This window comes from Microbulbifer sp. VAAF005, assembly GCF_030012985.1.
Taxonomy (GTDB): Bacteria; Pseudomonadota; Gammaproteobacteria; order Pseudomonadales; family Cellvibrionaceae; genus Microbulbifer.
Genome location: NZ_CP120233.1, coordinates 3588567 through 3606281 on the forward strand (window position 1 = coordinate 3588567; position 17715 = coordinate 3606281).

The 17715-nt window shown below is 47.0% G+C and carries 20 protein-coding genes; 6 read left to right on the forward strand and 14 right to left on the reverse strand.

The window, feature by feature from the left end:
* Positions 1-467: 467 nt before the first annotated feature.
* The 5 genes from P0078_RS16170 to P0078_RS16190 all read right to left on the reverse strand — a co-directional run bounded on the left by P0078_RS16170 (position 468) and on the right by P0078_RS16190 (position 2980).
* Complete coding sequence (locus P0078_RS16170) at positions 468-788, reverse strand: hypothetical protein (protein ID WP_282930957.1); 321 nt, start codon at positions 786-788, stop codon at positions 468-470.
* 229 nt (positions 789-1017) lie between these two features.
* A complete protein-coding gene (locus P0078_RS16175; protein WP_282930958.1) occupies positions 1018-1359 on the reverse strand; it encodes a hypothetical protein in 342 nt (113 codons plus the stop codon).
* A 63-nt stretch (positions 1360-1422) separates the two neighbouring features.
* A complete protein-coding gene (locus P0078_RS16180; protein WP_282930959.1) occupies positions 1423-1803 on the reverse strand; it encodes a DUF7674 family protein in 381 nt (126 codons plus the stop codon).
* A gap of 68 nt (positions 1804-1871) precedes the next feature.
* Positions 1872-2135: a hypothetical protein gene (locus tag P0078_RS16185; RefSeq protein ID WP_282930960.1), complete on the reverse strand. Its 264-nt coding sequence runs from the start codon at positions 2133-2135 to the stop codon at positions 1872-1874.
* A 425-nt stretch (positions 2136-2560) separates the two neighbouring features.
* The gene (locus P0078_RS16190) at positions 2561-2980 is read right to left on the reverse strand and encodes a hypothetical protein (protein ID WP_282930961.1); all 420 of its coding nucleotides are present in this window, start codon (positions 2978-2980) and stop codon (positions 2561-2563) included.
* Positions 2981-3615: 635 nt separating this feature from the next.
* Here P0078_RS16190 and P0078_RS16195 point away from each other — a divergent pair.
* The 4 genes from P0078_RS16195 to P0078_RS16210 all read left to right on the forward strand — a co-directional run bounded on the left by P0078_RS16195 (position 3616) and on the right by P0078_RS16210 (position 6328).
* Positions 3616-3825: a hypothetical protein gene (locus tag P0078_RS16195; RefSeq protein WP_282930962.1), complete on the forward strand. Its 210-nt coding sequence runs from the start codon at positions 3616-3618 to the stop codon at positions 3823-3825.
* Between the two features lie 15 nt (positions 3826-3840).
* Positions 3841-4254: a reverse transcriptase domain-containing protein gene (locus P0078_RS16200; RefSeq protein ID WP_282934627.1), complete on the forward strand. Its 414-nt coding sequence runs from the start codon at positions 3841-3843 to the stop codon at positions 4252-4254.
* Positions 4163-4813 carry a group II intron maturase-specific domain-containing protein gene (locus P0078_RS16205; protein ID WP_282930963.1) on the forward strand — a complete coding sequence of 217 codons (651 nt, stop codon included), beginning with the start codon at positions 4163-4165 and terminating at the stop codon, positions 4811-4813. The genes P0078_RS16200 and P0078_RS16205 overlap by 92 nt, the downstream gene beginning before the upstream one ends.
* A gap of 376 nt (positions 4814-5189) precedes the next feature.
* A protein-coding gene (locus P0078_RS16210; protein ID WP_282930964.1) for an IS3 family transposase occupies positions 5190-6328 on the forward strand; the annotation gives its coding sequence in 2 pieces (ribosomal slippage) (positions 5190-5439 and positions 5439-6328; 1140 coding nt in all).
* Between the two features lie 250 nt (positions 6329-6578).
* On the opposite strand, the gene P0078_RS16215 is transcribed toward P0078_RS16210, so the two are convergent.
* From P0078_RS16215 to P0078_RS16250, 9 genes are all read right to left on the reverse strand, one after another.
* On the reverse strand, positions 6579-6776 hold the full coding sequence (locus P0078_RS16215; protein ID WP_282930965.1) for a hypothetical protein: 198 nt from the start codon (positions 6774-6776) through the stop codon (positions 6579-6581).
* Positions 6777-6866: 90 nt separating this feature from the next.
* Positions 6867-7337 (reverse strand): hypothetical protein, encoded by a 471-nt coding sequence (locus tag P0078_RS16220; protein ID WP_282930966.1) that lies wholly within the window; start codon positions 7335-7337, stop codon positions 6867-6869.
* Positions 7338-7419: 82 nt separating this feature from the next.
* Positions 7420-7815, reverse strand: coding sequence for a hypothetical protein (locus P0078_RS16225; RefSeq protein WP_282930967.1), 396 nt, complete (start codon positions 7813-7815; stop codon positions 7420-7422).
* Positions 7816-8104: 289 nt separating this feature from the next.
* Positions 8105-8518, reverse strand: a complete 414-nt coding sequence (locus tag P0078_RS24625; protein ID WP_353057009.1) for a DUF4279 domain-containing protein — start codon at positions 8516-8518, stop codon at positions 8105-8107.
* A 39-nt stretch (positions 8519-8557) separates the two neighbouring features.
* Positions 8558-9922 (reverse strand): IS4 family transposase, encoded by a 1365-nt coding sequence (locus P0078_RS16230; protein ID WP_282930968.1) that lies wholly within the window; start codon positions 9920-9922, stop codon positions 8558-8560.
* A gap of 146 nt (positions 9923-10068) precedes the next feature.
* Entirely contained in the window at positions 10069-10545 is a 477-nt protein-coding gene (locus P0078_RS16235) for a lysozyme inhibitor LprI family protein (RefSeq protein WP_282930969.1), read from the reverse strand.
* Between the two features lie 78 nt (positions 10546-10623).
* Positions 10624-11832: an IS91 family transposase gene (locus P0078_RS16240; protein WP_282930970.1), complete on the reverse strand. Its 1209-nt coding sequence runs from the start codon at positions 11830-11832 to the stop codon at positions 10624-10626.
* A gap of 723 nt (positions 11833-12555) precedes the next feature.
* On the reverse strand, positions 12556-14808 hold the full coding sequence (gene ptsP, locus P0078_RS16245) for a phosphoenolpyruvate--protein phosphotransferase (RefSeq protein WP_282930971.1): 2253 nt from the start codon (positions 14806-14808) through the stop codon (positions 12556-12558).
* A gap of 108 nt (positions 14809-14916) precedes the next feature.
* A complete protein-coding gene (locus P0078_RS16250) occupies positions 14917-15423 on the reverse strand; it encodes an RNA pyrophosphohydrolase (protein WP_282934628.1) in 507 nt (168 codons plus the stop codon).
* A 323-nt stretch (positions 15424-15746) separates the two neighbouring features.
* Between P0078_RS16250 and P0078_RS16255 the strand changes: the two genes are divergently transcribed.
* Together P0078_RS16255 and P0078_RS16260 are read left to right on the forward strand one after the other, a co-directional pair.
* Positions 15747-16403, forward strand: a complete 657-nt coding sequence (locus tag P0078_RS16255; RefSeq protein ID WP_502867280.1) for an HAD family hydrolase — start codon at positions 15747-15749, stop codon at positions 16401-16403.
* 68 nt (positions 16404-16471) lie between these two features.
* Complete coding sequence (locus tag P0078_RS16260; RefSeq protein WP_282930972.1) at positions 16472-17656, forward strand: imelysin family protein; 1185 nt, start codon at positions 16472-16474, stop codon at positions 17654-17656.
* Positions 17657-17715 lie beyond the last annotated feature (59 nt).

Here is a 17715-nt window from a genome sequence, read left to right on the forward strand (position 1 = left end):
GATACGCAACAGCAGCCCCAGTCATGGTAGCGGCGAATAAGAGCGCTTTGATATGTATTTTCCGGCCAATCAGAAAAACCATTCAATATCTGCTGTATTTAGGCAAAAGCTCCAATTACCTCTCGACAGTCTTTTGCAATTAAAACCAATAATAGGCAGTGGATATTTAAGTATATCCTCTTCATCAGGTAAATCTTGCTCATATCCTTCTAGAATGTTGGAAAATTTAAAGGATTTTCTTTCTTCATGATTATATGTAGGGTAAATAGTGACAATCCAGGTTTTACTATTTTTACTAACGACACAAGCTCATGAGGTGCATCACCATCTAATATAAATTTTTCGATTTCTGATAACACCAATATTGCCTCTATACATAACGCAATGCTAAAAGGCTGGAAGTGCTTATTGCCGGAGGTCCTGCCCACGCTTTGTGGCAATTTTTCAACCTGTTGCTCTATGATTGCTTAGTCAGTGGTGTCATAGCCACCATCGTAGTCCTCCGATGATGAGCCTCTATTATCTGAATTGCTCAAAAGACCTGGTGAATCTTTATACTCCTTGGATAAGTCGTTTTCATTGCAATCAAACTCATCTGGCTTATCAGGAGCTGGCTCATAAAATGGAAAGATGATTACAGGGAGCCCAGATCCAATCCCAATCAAAATTAGAGGGATTTGCCATCGGAGTTCCTCACCGCCTAAATACTGGATAAGAATATCAGCAAAACCACCGATCAGAAATAACCCTGAAATTAGGAAGCAGAATATTTGTACTTGCCGCTTCATACGACTCCTCTTATCACATAACGAGAGTGTAGGAAAAATCAGCCCTCTTTTCGTATTGTGCTTCTACATGAAAAATAGCCTACTCATCAGTGAAAGCTAAATCAGAATTCATGTGGAATCACCATATGTGGTCAATGCTTGATCATACTTGAAGGGCCATAGATGCACATTAGTTTTCTTTACAGCCTGAGCACCCACAGCAGGGGCCGGCGCTAACTGCCTGTGATTGTTAGCTGCCTTTACGTAATTGCTCATTATATATTTCCTGTATCTCAGCATGGCCAACTACTCTTGAGCCTTCTCGAACCTCCAGATTAGCACCAGTCTCTAGGCATTTTGGGTATGCCTCTGGCGTGATGAATTTAACAAACGCTAGAGCGCGTCTGTTAGGTTCCGCAATCCCCGCATCAATAAACCAATGAATTGTAGTCGTGAGGTAGTCGGCTTTAACCCTGTAATGAGGTCGGTATCCATTCTTTACGATGATATCTTTACCGGAAAAACATACCTGCACAAGGGCATCAGGCTCCCAGGCTGGATTTTCATTTCTATCGAATTTATCAGATATCACATTTGCCTCTTACAAGAGTTAACGCCCACAGCACGGGCGGCCGTAGCAACGTGCCTGTGATTGTTAGAGCGGTGCTTGCCCGTGAAACTCGACATAGAGCCCCTTTAGATTCTTAGGCATTACTTCCCAGTACGGCCGAGCATTATCGCTATTTACTTGCCAAAATAGATTCTCTACGAACGCGACGTCAATTGCTTTCATTATTCCACTTTCACCGTGCTCGTATACTGAACTAATAGTTTTAAGGAGTGCCTGATAATTATCAGCTATCACTTTCTTTTTCATTTCACTGTTCAGGGCATTCGCAAGTGATTCAAACCAAGAATATGAAGAGAATTCCGTTTGGACCAACCTGTTCCAATATTCATCATATAACTTGTCAGCCTGTGCTGATATTTCAGGATAGGCTTCCCTAATTTGCCTACAAAAAGTATCTAAATCCATCTCGTTTCTCAGTCTGGAGCTCTAATGCTTTTAGCACCTGCGCCTTAGGCGTCTGGTACCTAAATTTGCTATGTGTATATCTCAGCTAGTAGATCTTGTGCAATTTTGTAATAGATTTCGGATTCTGCTGTTGCTTGATTTTCGTCCATGAACTGTAGCGCTCGCTCTTTAAGTATTGGTATAGGCCCATCATTCCCCGAAAAATGGCAACCAACTATATTGTTCATCGTACTAACTAGTGAATATATCGGTGTATCTCTTCTAAGTGCTTTCGGCGGTAAATTACCCTGCCGGTTTAACTCTTTAGCAAAGCTAATAATTCTGCTCGTCATATTACCTCCGACACATAACGTTGCCAGCAAGGGCTACAGAAGCGGAGTGTAGGCTGTCCAGCCCAGCCCCCGGTGGGGCGAGCTTGCCTGGCCTGGTTATATGGCCTGCGCAGATGAATTGGGCTAATCAATATTTGGTCTCTTTGCTAGCACCGCTTTTACTAGATTGTACTGCGTTTTCCACTTATCTGAAGACTTAAAAACGATACCCCCAAACGGGGAAGATTTGTCTTCTTGCAAATCAGAAAGCTCTATCGATTCCTCACACTGCTGCAACCGATGTAGGTAAGCGAGAAGCCTCTTTGTAGAAAGAGCTTCTAACTCGCGCTGATTCAACGGCTTTACGGGTCTTAGCATTATTGTTTCCAGATTGCATAACGCCCAGTACAACGAAGTTGTCCTTAACGTGCTGCTGCTGGTTAGATTTATTTTTCTGGCTCATATTTATTTTTATATTCAACAAACTTAGTTAGTTGCTTTGCTGATAACTCTGATTCGGGAATCCAATATATAACATGACTCATTTTATCGGTGAATAAGCTATTAGAATGAACTGCTGACTCATATTGTATGTAAACACGGCCTCTAGAGTTGCCAATATAGGAAGCCCAATAGGAAGAATTAGTACCAGATGCTGCACTCAGTAGCATTTCAATGTCTGCTTTGTCTGCGCGCTTTAGTAAGTCAGCGTGTGCCATGCTGGGAATAAAAAAGAGACTGAATATTGTTGCCATGACTATGCGCATAATCTCTCCAAGTGAATCCAACACTGCCAGCAGAGGTCGAAAAATCAGCGCGAAGCGGCGGATTTTTGTCCCTCTGGCTGGCTTTGGTACGCCCAGCATGGGCGTGAACTAATGGGGTGAAAGTCCCCTGTAGGAAGATCACCGTTTAATGGATTCTATTAAATGCTAACTACTAGCGAATGGCAACTGCAACACTGTGAGGTTTTGTGGGGAGGAAGCCGCTAGCAAAACTACGAGCTGACGGACAGAAACATCATATAAGGCTTAGCCTGGAGGCGAGGTAGCCAAGCACACCGAAGCCATGTGATCTAACGGGTAGAGTAAATGATGCAGTTGTGTAGTGAAAGTTCACGTTCTTATCTGGGGAGATCTGTTTAGCTTACTCCTGTGAAGCTGTCAGCGTGGCCGCTGACTCATAATTAGGCCCAACCCGCTAGCCACCATCGCGGGTATAGACAAAAATGGTGGGACACAGAAGCGCTTCGGTCAGCAATGATCAAGGTGATTAAACAGAAGTCAGCCGAGGGCATAGTAGCCAAATGCCAAGTTTAATACCTTGGACAGGGTGAAGGCCTGAACCCAAAATCCACGAGTTAAAAGACAGGGCTAGCCTACTGATATGTTGCCAGCCGGATATAAAATTGCCGTAGCGCACTGCCATGACACTCAACTCAAATGAAAATCTGCTTGAAGCCATCCTCAGCAAAGAAAATCTTAATGCTGCATGGAAACACGTGCGAAGCAACAAAGGTGCCGCAGGCATTGACGGGATTACTGTCGATAATTTTGTGCAGCACTTCAAGGCAGTTGGCGACGACCTCATCGAGACCATTCGACAGGGTCATTACCAGCCGCTTCCCGTCAGGCGCGTCTACATTCGCAAGCCAGATGGTGGCCAGCGTGGTCTCGGGATACCTACGATCTTTGATCGTGTTATTCAGTAGGCTATCGCCCAAATCATCGGTCCCAGATTCGATAAAACCTTTTCGGAGTTCAGCTATGGGTTCCGCCCAAAGCGATCGCAGCATCATGCGGTGAAAAAGCTGCGAAAGTATATCGAGGGAGGGAAACGAATAGCAGTGGATGTCGATTTATCTAAATTCTTCGACCGGGTAAATCATGATTTCCTCATGAATTTACTTGGCCAAAGAATCAGCGATAAGCGCTTACTCAAACTGATCGCAAGCTACTTGCGTGCAGGAAGTGTAGAAGATGGATGCTGGAAAGCCTGTCATGAGGGGGTGCCACAAGGTGGCCCTTTATCGCCGCTGCTGTCCAATATTGTACTCGACCTGCTCGACAAAGAGCTGGAAAAAACGCCGACACAATTTCGTCCGCTATGCGGACGATTTTGTGATTGTGGTTTCCTCTAAACGCGCGGGTGAACGGGTTATGGCGAGTATTAAACGCTTTGTTGAGCGCAAGCTTAAGTTCAAAGTTAACGATACTAAAAGCCAAGTGGTTCCTGTCAGCCGTTGTAAGTTCCTAGGCTTCTCTTTTCTGGGGGCAAAGCTTGTCTGGCATGATAAGTCCCTGCTCCAATTTAAATACTGCGTCCGCCAGATTACAGGTCGATCTCGTGGTATCTCTATGGAAAAGAAACTGAAAGAACTTACCGTATACCTCCGTGGTTGGATCAACTATTTTGGAATAGCGCAAGGCTATCAAAAATGTATAGATCTAGACTGCTGGATACGACGGCGATTAAGAATGAGCTATTGGAAGAATTGGCGCAGAGTGAAAACGAAAGTTCGAAATTTACTGCGTATGGGTGTGAGTGAGTCGCTGGCAGTTACCTGCGGCTCGTCCGGTAAAAGTTACTGGCGAAGCGCAAAAACTGAGGGTATTCATATTGCGCTCAATAATGAGTTCTTCGAAGAGATGGGGTTGATTTCATTGCGAGATCGTTGGGTAGAGATTCATTACGGATAGGGAACCGCCCATTGCGGACCCGCACGATGGGTGGTGTGGGGGCCGGTAGCTAGAAACTACCGGCTACCCGATTTATGCATCATTTTCTATTAACCACTTACAAAATGGATCCTTGGAATCTTCGTCTCCAAATTCCGCAGGTTCTTTGACTATTTCACTGGCTTTGCTTGGAATAGAAGTTTGAAACTCATGAATTAGCCAATCTTGATATTTTAAATTTGGCTGAACCGTAAAGTTACTATTTTTGAAGCTTTCTCTGGGTGTAAGATCGAACTCTTCATTCCAGCAGATCTCATCGTATCCTATGGCGATATGTAGTGGTCTAATCCTTCCGGACACTTCGTTAAGATGGTAAAACTACCTAGCGAGGTGAAGTATGACAACAAAAGGTACACGCCGGAAATTCAAGCCGGAGTTCAAGAAAGACGCCGTAGCTCTTGTCTCAGAACAAGGGTATTCGATTTCCAAGGCCGCAGAGGCTGTAGGAACCACTGCTAACAATCTGCGACGCTGGATAAAGGAGCTGGAGCAGGAAGAGAGCGGAGTAAGGTTGGATTCGGGCGAACGAGCTGAACTGGATCAACTGCGACGTGAAGTAAAGCAATTGCGGATGGAGAAGGAAATCCTAAAAAAGGCCAGCGCCTTCTTTGCGAAAGAAATGAAATAAAGTACGAATTTATTAAAAAGCAGCAAGGTAGCTTTCCAGTTAGAGTGCTCTGCCGAGTAATGCAAGTAAATAAGAGCAGCTATTACGAATGGTGTCGTCGTAGTGATAGCCCAATAGATGGCCAGATTTGGCAACTATGCCATCGATTGAAGGCCTTATTTGCAGAATCTCGTGAGAGTCTCGGAAGCCGTCGGTTAATGAAGCTGTTGCGCAAAGAAGGCTTTGAAATTGGGCGTTATCGAGTCCGCAAACTCATGAAAAAGCTCGGCTTGGTAGTAAAACAGAAGAAGCGATTTACACTAACCACAAATAGCAAGCACCAACTGCCAGTTGCTGAGAATCTTCTAAATAGGGATTTCTCACCGAGTGCTAAAAATCAAGTTTGGACTACGGATATTACCTATATCTGGACTTTGCAGGGTTGGTTATACCTAGCAGTGGTAATTGATCTTTATTCACGCCGGATTGTTGGCTGGCACTTAGACCGCCAGATGGAGACGGCCCTGGCAAGTCGTGCACTGGTTATGGCTATCAATTTGCGCACCCCAACAAAAGGTCTGCTGCATCACTCTGATCTAGGTAGCCAGTATGCCAGCCATAGCTACCAAGCGCTACTAAAGCAGCATGGAATGGTGTGCTCAATGAGCCGCAAGGGAAATTGTTGGGACAATGCACCTACTGAGCGTTTTTTTAGTAGCCTGAAGCGGGAATGGTTAACAGGAAACCTCTATCCGACAAGGGAGGGTGCGATAACAGACGTGAGGGCCTATATTGCGTATTACAATTCACGCAGGATACATACAACACTGGGGGACGTAACCCCTATCGAATTTGAAAAATGTGCTTAGGAAAGTGTCCGGTTGGAGTTGACCACAACAATAAGCCTTAAAAAGTCCAAAGGATCATCACATAAGATACAAGCGAGCATGGACCCAGAGCCTGATCCTATATGTACAATTTTTTGTTGCCCTTCATCATCAATCCAAAACGCAGCCATTGACCCATCACCACCGGTTCTGGCGAAGACCCTAAGTCGCCCCTTTGTTTTTTCATTTATGAAGTAGAATAAATCACAGTCTTTCTCCGCATAGAATTCAATCAGTGTTCCACCAGGCCTTTCATTGCTACCCCATTCAGATCTAAGCTTGCTGATTGGATATAGGCAGCCAACTCTCCCATCTTCCGTATCTTCGTAGAAGCCTTTTTTTCAATCCAGCTGAAGAGCCTCTCAAAAGCATCTGGAATCTTCATCGGCTCCAGCAAAATATCGTCTATTTGATTGGATAGAGATATCAACTACAAAGCTCCTTTTGTGCATAACGCCCGCAGTTGTGGACGACCTGTAACGACGAAGGAGCGGAAAGGGGTTCCGACAACCTGCGCTTGTTATGCCTTTTCTTTAAGTTCATTTATGGCCTTTAGTAAAGCGTCTCTATTTTTTGATGACTTTATCCATATGGGCAGCCTGCTCGCTAAGGACGAGTTACGCCAACCCCACTCTTCATCTTTAGATCTCTCTCTTAGATTCGCAGAAACGTAAGACTCCAAGAATTCTAGGTGTTCATTGTTAAAAGCCCATAGAGAATTGCCGACACAATCAGTTCTTAACCATAAATTAAAACCAAAGTAACCATCTGTTGGATTATCGGCATACCAATAAAAAGAACATCCGATTGAGGGTTTGTCCGTGCTATATCCACATTCAGTACATGAGGACCGGACTTTATCTTCTACAAGTGGAATAACCACTGCTTTACTTGAGCATTTAGGACAAGCGATCAACACCGGATCAGCTTTTGTAGGCTTACTAATCGTATACCTATGCTCTCGTCCATCTTTAAATCGAATATTACTCATGACTCTCTCTGGGCATAACGCCTAAAACACCTGTGTCAACACCAAAGCGAAGCGGCGGTTTTGGCGCAGGTGCCTTTACTTGTTAACTATCCCCCTCGATCCGATCTATCACTTCAACTCGTGCACTTTTTGGACAGTAAATCGTGAGAGTTTCTGAGTGAGGGTTTATTGTTCCCCAGTCTCTTTCAATCCGCCACTCTGGCATATCATCTGAATTTTCACTTGAAGGGCTTACCGCAAAGGACCAGTGGCCTGAGTAGAATACATGAACAAAGATACCTTGAATTTCGCCTGGGACAGTTATTTCAAGAGTACAAACATAGCCACCTTCACATAGTTTAGGGTGAGAAGTTATGTTGAACTCATTTTGACTACAATCTATTCCTTTGCAGCAAACCATTCGATCACTTGCCCCCCAAAACACAGCCTTATTGCCGCTAGATTTAGTATCAGTAGATTCTTTATTTTTGAAAAACACCCCAGATTCCCTAATACAGTTAACGCCGCTAGCAAGGGCAGCCGAAGCAACGCGTAGGCTGTCCAGCCCACCCCGAAGGGGGGCAAGATTGCCTAGCCTAGTTTTGGCTGGCGCTACCGGGGACCGACTACTAGCACTTTGCCAGCCACGGTTTGGCTGGCCACTATCCAATATTTACGAGGAAAGAATACCGCACTTTCCCCAACCAATTCCTATCTTATTGGCACTCTGCAAAATTGTAGCGGACTGCTCCTTTTGCAGGCGATTTTGCCTACCTTTGTTATAACTTCTACTCATCGGAACTGGCCAAAGAATAAATATCGAAATTCAATGCCAACCCCAAAGTAACGATTCTTTGCAAAAGCTCTTTCTGAAGTATTACTGCCATGTTTGGATAGTAACACGTAGGCACGTATGTGATACCAATACGAGCCTCACTTGATAAATGTGTGAGCTTTTCTTTTCGTGATTCTAGTAGCTCCAACAACTCTTTGAAATGTACGTTTGTATAGTAATCATCGGAACATTCTAAAGTACGATAGGACCAAAAGTTCTCTTTGCGTTTTCGTACGTTATTTGGACCCCATGGCTCTCCCTCGCACCAAAAATGCGTTGGTTCGATATCCAATATTTTGGAAATTGATTCGGGAGAACACTTAAAATCTCTAGCGTAAAAATATGCGTATGTTTGATGATCATTCATAATATTTGAGATTAACGCCGCGCCTGTGTTTTATACACATCATTTAAGCCCATTTAAAGCCTCTGCTGCTTCAATATAATGGAGCAGTTTGGTATATCCCTGCCAAACAGTTTTAACCCCTGGTTCGCCATCACCTTTACGTCCTAGAAATCCCCCTAGGCCTGCCAACATACCTGTTATATCTCTCATGCTTGGAGGTATATTCGGTGGGCAACTTTTATCTCGCATCATCCATACCATGCGCCATTCTTTTTCAGAGTAAGCACTCGTACATGGTTCATCAGGAAGACTTCTTGCTTGTGTAGTTATCGAATGTAGTCGCCATCCAATAATCATATAGATCGCAATACAATTCAACATTCGCTGCTCTTTTCTAAAACGATTACTTTCTATCTGGCATCCGCCTTTTACTACCCGAAAATAGGTTTCAATTTCCCACCGGCTTCGATACCACTCAATGATAACTCTCGCCTGCTTAAAGTCTTCAACTGGAAGATCAGTTAACAGCATCCACTCAATGCCTTTTTCACCCTCTGGTGGGTTTAATTCTTTGGCCAATACAGCATAGAGAGAAAGTGGTCGTTTAGATTTTCCTTTCCCAAGTAGCCGTATCTCAGTAGTGGATACACTGACTTTGGCTTTTCTTCCAGGTTCTCCATTCCGTTTGGGAATGTCTACCGTGTATAGATCAACAGATTTCTGCTCATTCATATGATCCCAAAGCAAAACTGTTTCTTCTCCATCGAGCTCTAAAGTGCGATTGGCCTTAGCTCGAACGATATAGCTCGCCCGCCGCTGTTCACTTTGATCTTCAGCCCGTTGAAACCACTCATGAATATCACCTTCTCTATCAGCAATACTCACAATTGTGCTTTCAGGGCAGCGCTCCTGTATCTGACAAGCCGCTTCGTAATGGTCTAGCCAGCGTCGACTCTCCTTATCCTTTATCGACTTGGTATAGCGAGAATTAGAGCTTGATTCCTTGTCTCTCTGCCACATACTACCCTCAACAACACCCAAGTTAACTCTTGATGGCGTTATAGCGATTGAGGTGTGCAAAAGTTGCTGATTGGTCTCTTTCCGTCGAAGAGTTCCCATCTCTTTACTTTCTAGGTCAGTGGCAAAATTTAAAAAGGTAGTATCTTGAGGAATAAGAACAACGGGCTGCGCTTTGATTCTCTCAAGAGTTGCTGATTTATGGCCGCTCATAATAGAGTCAAAGTTGACTTTATCATTTTCGATAAAGCGATAAGCCGCAAACGTTTCTGCCCAAGTTTTGTTTGCGCAGGGAATACTATTCTTTGGGTCGGAACTTAAATTACTGAGAATATTAGACAGGCGCTTATTCAAGCGTGTATCACCCATAACCTGATTTTTTATTTCGTCAATGACCCAGTCCTGCATAATTATCCAGCCAAATCTATAGTTCTTACTGGGTTAAACTGTAACTTATTGATTTATAAAATAAAACTGAAAAAACTTATGTATAAAACTTAGCGCCGAGCTCAGGTGCATAGCGTTGCACGTCCCGTGGAGCGAATTGTTATGGATTACCACTGTGGAGACTTCTGGCACTCAGGAGATCCACATTTTAAGGACTCTAAATGATCGAGATAGCTATTTAACGCTTCCGTCCTGCTTTGTGTAATTTGTGAGATGCAGCTCCATTTCCATTCACCCCATGCCTTGGTCGATTCGCCCATAAAATTACAAGTGCTGTCTCTGAACTCACTCCATTTTTCTTGCGCCAAAATAAACTCATGTTTTGCTTGACGAGAAACATTTTCACTTTCAATTTTATCGACAACCGTTTCGTAGATGGAGTTAAGCTCTTTTTCTAATCCTACGGCGTGCAACCTTCTACACTCAGAGACTGCCCAATTTGTCCCCACCTCACAAGGGTTTATAAGCTTCTTCTTATGGCATATAAGATCGCCATAATCTCCTGTTCCAGAACAGGATTCTCCTCTCTCAGCAGATACTGCATAGCCGCAAAACAAGAATAAGATAAAAAATATTTTCTTCATAAAGCCGTATCCATTTGGGTTCCATAACGCTTAGATAACCTGCACTGCAGGCGGTAAAAAAATTACCTGGCATTGAATTTAGGCCGAACTAAAGAGGCCCATTCCTGCAGTGTCTGGTTCATCGCCATGTTGTACATTCCTGCCGGCACTATCTTGCCGAACCGCCCCCTTTATAAAGAAAATTCCTTTTTTCGCCTTAGACCACACTCTGCCAGTCAACTTTGTAGATTCATGGCACTGCCCACACTCTACCACCAGATCTTGGATTTGCAATCCAACTGGGAGTCGTTGATCTTTCATTAAACCCACTTGATTACTACATAGATCGTGCTTTTTCTTATTGCACCCAGCATATAATCCATAACTCCGTACCATGTGTTTTCCTATTGGAGGTATGTGCTGCAAGACACGTCTTAAGAACTCTTCAGGCTTTAATCTTAGTCGCTTGCGTCGCTGGTCACGGTGATCAAAATAACGAAATTCCAGCCCCTTATTATCCACGTTTAATATCTGCTTTGGCTTCAGCGGGCCACCTTTGATATATCGTGAAAAATACAGAAGCACTCCTTGTCCATGCTCATATCGATCCTGAATACGAACTGACCATTCTTTGCGATAGCAAGCTTTAAAGAGAATATCAAACTGGCCAATGGGCCAACTGGGAGGGAGCTTGATTAACCCAGCACGATACTGCTCTAGTAACAGCGCTTGAAACTTTCCCCTATAAAGGCTCTTAACCATTCGCACAGGTAATAAATACTCACCTGTTTCTTTCCACTCTTCCCTTAAAGTCAAGCCGCTAGCAGTTATCAAGCAGTGTATATGAGGATGTAAAGTTAACTGTCTTCCCCAAGTATGCAGAGCCATAAGCATCCCGGGAGTTACTCCGTGATAGTCTTTACTCGCCATTAATTCAAACAGGGTTTCTTTACTCGACAAAAAGAGTATATCTGTAAGCTTCTCTTCGTTGTATTGCCATAACGGCAGATACTCATGAGGTATAGTAAAGACCACATGAAAATGTTCTGTATCAAATAATTTACGACGCTGCTGATCAACCCACTGGAGCTGTTTTCTGCCTGAGCAGAGGGGGCAACTTCTATGCCTACAAGAATGATGCTGCTCAGTGACATGGTTGTGCTTACAACGATAATAACTGCCTCCCATCGATTTTGTACGGCATTCTTGTATCGAGGAGATAGCCTTTAAATTTTTTAGTGGCTGCGCAGTTTTAGATAAATAACCACTGTACGCAGAAAATATATTTTGCAATACCCGGTTATGCATTTTCTAAAATGCCTCTTATAATTTAAAAGTGGCACCACTCCCGCGTAGCGGGTTTGTACAATATTTATATAGTATTCATTCTGACCACTTTTATCATGATTACTATTTCGGAATCAATTTTCCCGCTGTAATGGAAGTTTTAAATTAAAATCATAGAGTTAGATGTAATTGCTACTAAAGTACAAACCACAAAAATGATCACTTTGACTACTATCCTGGTTTTTAACTCAACTTATAACTGACTTATTTGTAAAGTATTTTTATACATTCTATGTAAAGCTCAAAAATAACGGTCAAAATGATCATGATTACCTGAGCTGGCACTCACTAACTTGTCAGGATTATCGGAAATTTAGAAGTGTGATGAGGTCAAGGCTTCAGGATTGAGTGTTGTGAAGGGTTAGATATTTTTTTAGTTTGAGTGTACTAATTGAGTATCACGCGTATTTAGTAGTTACTTGTTTTTTCTTTGGGTGGGGGATATTCTGCTATGCCATTGACACGCTTAAAAATAAAGTGAGCTTGCCATTTCTGAAAAGTAGCTTAAGGATTAGGAAACATTGAGAAGTTATTTAGAGGGTCAGAATAATGTAGAGCGATATAGCTCTTCATTAGTCGCTTGGGAAAATAGCCCGCTGTTGCGAGGGACTAACGGTCTGGTTGTTAGATATTTTACTCAGGCTTTATAAAATCGGGTAAATTTAGATTTAAATACCTCATCATTTACGGCTGCAAAGAGACCTTCAATCCCGCCTCATTAAGAAACCCTTTCACGGTACTTTCAATTTGCTCAGGGCTATTCATTTGCAAAACCTGTTGCAGGAGCTGCTCAATATCAGCCCGGCTAACGGCGCGTAGCGTAGCTTTTATTCGTGGTAAGTTAGTGGCGTTCATCGATAGCATATCGTAGCCCATGGCTACTAATAACAATGCACCGCTAGGTTCTCCTGCTAGTTCTCCGCAAATCCCTACTTTGGTGCCAACGGCATGGGCTGCCGTTACGATTTCCTGCAAAGCGCGCAGTACCGCTGGGTGCAGGGCGTGGTAAATATTGGCTACACGGCTGTTATTGCGATCCACCGCCAGGAGATATTGGGTGAGGTCATTACTGCCTACTGATATAAAGTCTGCATGTACGGCGAGTTCCCGCACTTGGTAGACGGCGGAGGGTACCTCTACCATTACCCCGAGTGGGGGCATAACAATTTCGTAACCTTCTTCAAGCAGCTCCCGGTAGGCCCTTTCCACCAGTTTGCGCGCGGCTTCGAGCTCGTTCAGGCCGCTGATCATGGGGAGCATAATCCGTAGGTTATTTAGCCCCAGGCTGGCTTTCATCATGGCGCGTACTTGCGCCAGGAATATTTCCGGGTGGTCGAGAGTTACGCGAATGCCACGCCACCCTAGAAAGGGATTGGTTTCCTCTATAGGGAAATAGGCCAATGCTTTATCGCCGCCGATATCCAGGGTGCGCATGGTGACGGGTAGGGGGGCAAAGGCTTCCAATTGCTCCCGGTAAATTTCCCGCTGCTCTTCCTCGGAGGGGAAACGGTCTCGTAATAGAAAAGGTACTTCGGTACGGAAAAGTCCTACTCCTTCAGCGCCGCGCTCCAGGGAACGAACAACATCGGCCATCAGCCCAGTATTTACCATCAGGCGAATGCGGTGGCCATCGGAGGTGATTGCCGGGAGTTGAGCCAGGTGGTCCAGGTTGCGGGCCAGTTGCTGCTCTTCTGCAACAATATCGTCGTAGCGGCGTTTGAGTTCTGCGCCGGGGTGAATATGCAAATCGCCCCGGTAGCCATCCACCACCATATCGACACCGTCGATGGTTTCGTAGGGTAGGTCCTGGACTCCCATTACTGCGGGCAGTCCCATGGCTCGGGCAATAATAGCCACATGGCTGTTGGAGGAGCCTTTAACGGATACGGCTCCGATCAGCTTTTCCCTGGGTACTTCTGCCAATACTGCTGCGGTTAGCTCTTCGCCGATCAGGATGGTGTTATCGGGGAAGTCTCGGTCGCTCTGTTGCTGTTGTCGCAGGTGCATTAGCACCCGGGCGCCCAGGTCGCGAACATCGGCGGCCCTATCGCGAAAGTAGGAGTCGGACATGGCTTCAAAGCGCCGCACATGTTCCAACATAACTTCGGCCCAGGCCCGCTGGGCACTGAGCTGCTGTTGGATGCGATCGCACACTTCGACGGCGAGGGAGCTGTCATCCAACATGCTGATGTAGGCATCGAATAGCGCCCGTTCCTCGGGGCTGAGGTCGCTCTTCAGGCGCTCACCGACTTCGCGAATTTCTTCTTGGGCGGCTGTCAGGGCCTGTTGAAACAGGGCCAGTTCAGTGTCCACATCCTCGCATTCGGAGTAGGGCACTGTGCCGAGATTCGCATGCGGGGTGACAATATGTACCCGCCCGATCGCCACACCGGGGGACGCGGCAATGCCAGAGAAGTGAGTTTCCCGCTGCTGTTTGCCAATACAGGCAAGAAGACCGGTGGCCTCGGCGTGGGCGATAACGCCGGCGAGCTGCGCCGAGAGTGTGACCAGGAAAGCTTCCTCCCACTCGTCGAAGCGGCGCTTCTCCTCTTGCTGCACAACCAGGACACCCAGTACGGCGCGGTGGTGAATAATCGGTGTTCCGAGAAAGGCGCTGAAGCGCTCTTCTCCTGTAGAGGGGAAATATTGGAAGGCGGGGTGGGCTTCGGCCCTTTCCAGGTTAATCGGCTCTTCGCGGGTAACTACATTGCCTACCAGTCCCTCGCCGGGGGCCAGGTGGACCTGGCCAACCGCTTTGGGGTTGAGGCCATCGGTGGCCATCAGGACATAGTTGCCGTGTTGCTTGTCGCGCAGGTATACGGAGCAGACGCGGGTGTGCATGATTTCCCGCACGCGATGCACAATGATTTCCAGCACCGCGGTGAGGTTCCGGGCGGCATTTACTTCCTGAACGATACTGCGCAGAGATCCGAGCAATGGCCTGTCCTCGCCAATCAACGGAGAAATTCGATGGCCCCGGAAAGTAGAATTTCGATGCTGATCGGGGCCATTTTGTGAAGATACGCTGCTAATTACCCTGTGCGGTCAGCTGTCCTGTCCGCGCAGCCAGCGTCTCTCCAGCTGTATTTGTTGTGGGGCCAGCTCGGTCAGTGCGCGCCGATATACTTCACGCTTAAAGGTCACCACTTTACTCAGTGGGTGCCAGTAGCTTACCCAGCGCCAGTGGTCGAATTCGGGTTTGTAACCGTTGTCGAAGCTGATAGAGGCCTCTTCTGCCTCGAGCCTCAGCAGGTACCACTTTTGCTTTTGCCCGATGCACAGTGGTTCGGAGCGACGTCGAATCAGCCTTTGAGGCAGGCGATAACGCAGCCAGCCACGGGTACAGGCAATCATACTGACTTGATCGCGAGTAAGGCCTACTTCCTCGTACAGTTCCCTATATAGCGCCTGTTCAGGGGTTTCGCCCGGATTAATACCACCCTGGGGAAATTGCCAGGCGTCCTTGCCACCTACCCGCCGCGCCCACAGTGCCTGACCGCGGGCGTTGAGCACGATAATACCGACATTGGGGCGGAACCCCTCGGCATCGATATTGCTGCTGCTCTCGCCACTCGTGCCCCGGTTCTTGTTACTGGCCGGAGCTTTATCATTGCGATTCGAATGCTTGGCGGGCTTACGGCGGTTCTTTCGTCCGGCCTGTGCCGGCTTGCCGTCGCCCAAAATACCATCCTCAATACTGTTGTGTGCGGCCGTGCGCTGCACTTACTTGTTCTGCATTGTTCCACAGCGGGGGGTTTACAGCAATTCAGTGACGCAGTCCGTGTGCTGTCGTGCGGCGCAAGGTAAAATTAGCGGCCGCGCAGGGGACGTTTCCGGCTTCCTGGCGGTCAAATGCTTATGGGGAACCTATAGTTATGGGAGAGTCGACGGTGCACTTGGCAATCTTTGATCTGGATAACACGCTGATAGGTGGTGATAGCGATCATGCCTGGGGCGAATTTCTGGTGGAGCGTGAACATGTCGACGGGACCCGTTACCGCTCGGCTAACGATCGCTTTTATCAAGATTACCAGCGCGGTGAGCTGGATATTTTTGCCTACCTGGAATTTGCCTTGGAACCCCTGGCGCAGCTTTCCCGTGGCCAATTGGATAACTTGCAAAGCGAGTTTATGCAGGAAGTTATCAGTGAATTGTGGCTGCCTCGGGCCCAGGAGCTGATCGGCGAACACCGCCGCAAAGGCCACCACATCATGATTATCACTGCGACCAATCGCTTTGTGGTTGAGCCTATTGCCTCGCGCCTCGGTGTCGATACCCTGCTGGCCACTGAGCCTGAGGAGGATGAGGGGCGGTTCACCGGAAAGGTCGTTGGTGAACCCTGTTATCAGGGGGGAAAGTTGTCCGGTTGCGCCAATGGCTGGCCCACAACCCGGAATACGCCAACAGTGAAAAGTGGTTCTACAGTGACTCCATCAATGATCTGCCCTTGCTGGGCGAAGTTGAGCACCCAATTGCGGTGGACCCGGATGATCGCCTACGCGCAGAAGCTGAGGCTCGCGGCTGGCCGGTGATCAGTTTGCGGGAAGAGAGTGAGTAGGTGCTTGCCAGTATTTGTGAAATGCACAAGATGGGGAATTGAGTGAACGGATCTATTATCCAGTACCGGGCCCTGGCTGTTTTAATCGGGGCCCTGGCCGGACTTTCTGCCTGTGAACAAAAAGCGGTAGAAAAACCGCAGCAGGTATCGCAACAAAGTATTGCGCCGCAACCTGTGAATGAAAAGGCTGCGACCGAGTTATCCCTGGCAATTTGGCAGGCGGGTGAGGCCCAGGTTATCCACGCCCATGCCGCTGTTGAAACGTTGCAGCGTGAAGTGGATGGTCTCTTGGCTCAGCCGAATGAAAATAAGCTGGAAAATGCCAGGCTCGCCTGGCTGGATGCCCACAGGGAATTTGCTGCTGCACTGCCTTATATCCAGTTGGCTTTTTCTTCGGGAGAGTTGCGCAGCCAGGGTAGAAAATTACTGTTATCAGTAGATAGTTGGCCGGCCCAGGCGGGCTACCTGGATACAGTGCCGGGTTATTCTGAGAGCGGTATCGTTAACGATACGGCCATTGATCTGACTTTAACGAACTTGCGCAAGCAGCACCGCCTGACGGCACATGAAGAGGCAAGCACCGGTTTTCACGCCCTGGAAATCATGCTCTGGGGACCCACCAGCGAGCGGGTTGCGGAACAGTTTTTGGCTAAGTCCGATGGGGAAAAACCCGAGGCCCTGGCCGTCAATCGGCGCCGTGAACTAACCCGCTTGATCGTTAAAGGTGTGGAAGAGGATATGGCAGGCTTGGCCCCCCGTTGGCCGACGGCAGCCAACAGCCTGTCGCGGCCCTATCTATCCCTTGGCCCGGTTGCCCGATTGCAGCAAATCCGTGCAGCGCACACCCGGGTGATTGATGAGCAGCTGTTGCGCAGGTTGCCGGAGAGTTCTGAGAGCGATGTGGAAAGTAGCCGCGCTGCCGATTCAAAGCAGGCGATATTGGCGATTATGGCAACTCTCCAGTCAAACTGGATTCCCACTGGTGGGGGCGGCTTGGCGGAGCTGTTACTGGATAGACATCAGGTGACAGCTTTAGAGCAGGCTTTTGTGGATTTCGAGAGCTTGTTGTTGCAAATGGAAGACCCGATTGAGCTGGCGGAACTGACCCAATTGGCGCAGGCACGCAAACTTCTCGAGCGTATCGCCGGGTTGATGGCAGGTACTACCCAAGTGCCAGTATCCGATCAGGATGTGATGCCGGTTAGCTTACCGGTTGATGGTGAATAAATCTTGCTCTCACAGGCATAACAAAAAAACCGGCGACTGCCGGGTTTTTTGTATCTGTT

Bases quoted from the DNA above. Each gene is read 5' to 3' on its own strand.
- P0078_RS16170 (WP_282930957.1), bottom strand. From the start codon at position 788: ATGAAGCGGCAAGTACAAATATTCTGCTTCCTAATTTCAGGGTTATTT.
- P0078_RS16180 (WP_282930959.1), bottom strand. From the start codon at position 1,803: ATGGATTTAGATACTTTTTGTAGGCAAATTAGGGAAGCCTATCCTGAA.
- P0078_RS16185 (WP_282930960.1), bottom strand. From the start codon at position 2,135: ATGACGAGCAGAATTATTAGCTTTGCTAAAGAGTTAAACCGGCAGGGT.
- P0078_RS16190 (WP_282930961.1), bottom strand. From the start codon at position 2,980: ATGCTGGGCGTACCAAAGCCAGCCAGAGGGACAAAAATCCGCCGCTTC.
- P0078_RS16220 (WP_282930966.1), bottom strand. From the start codon at position 7,337: ATGAGTAATATTCGATTTAAAGATGGACGAGAGCATAGGTATACGATT.
- P0078_RS24625 (WP_353057009.1), bottom strand. From the start codon at position 8,518: ATGAATGATCATCAAACATACGCATATTTTTACGCTAGAGATTTTAAG.
- P0078_RS16230 (WP_282930968.1), bottom strand. From the start codon at position 9,922: ATGCAGGACTGGGTCATTGACGAAATAAAAAATCAGGTTATGGGTGAT.
- P0078_RS16235 (WP_282930969.1), bottom strand. From the start codon at position 10,545: ATGAAGAAAATATTTTTTATCTTATTCTTGTTTTGCGGCTATGCAGTA.
- P0078_RS16240 (WP_282930970.1), bottom strand. From the start codon at position 11,832: ATGCATAACCGGGTATTGCAAAATATATTTTCTGCGTACAGTGGTTAT.
- P0078_RS16255 (WP_502867280.1), top strand. From the start codon at position 15,747: ATGGGAGAGTCGACGGTGCACTTGGCAATCTTTGATCTGGATAACACG.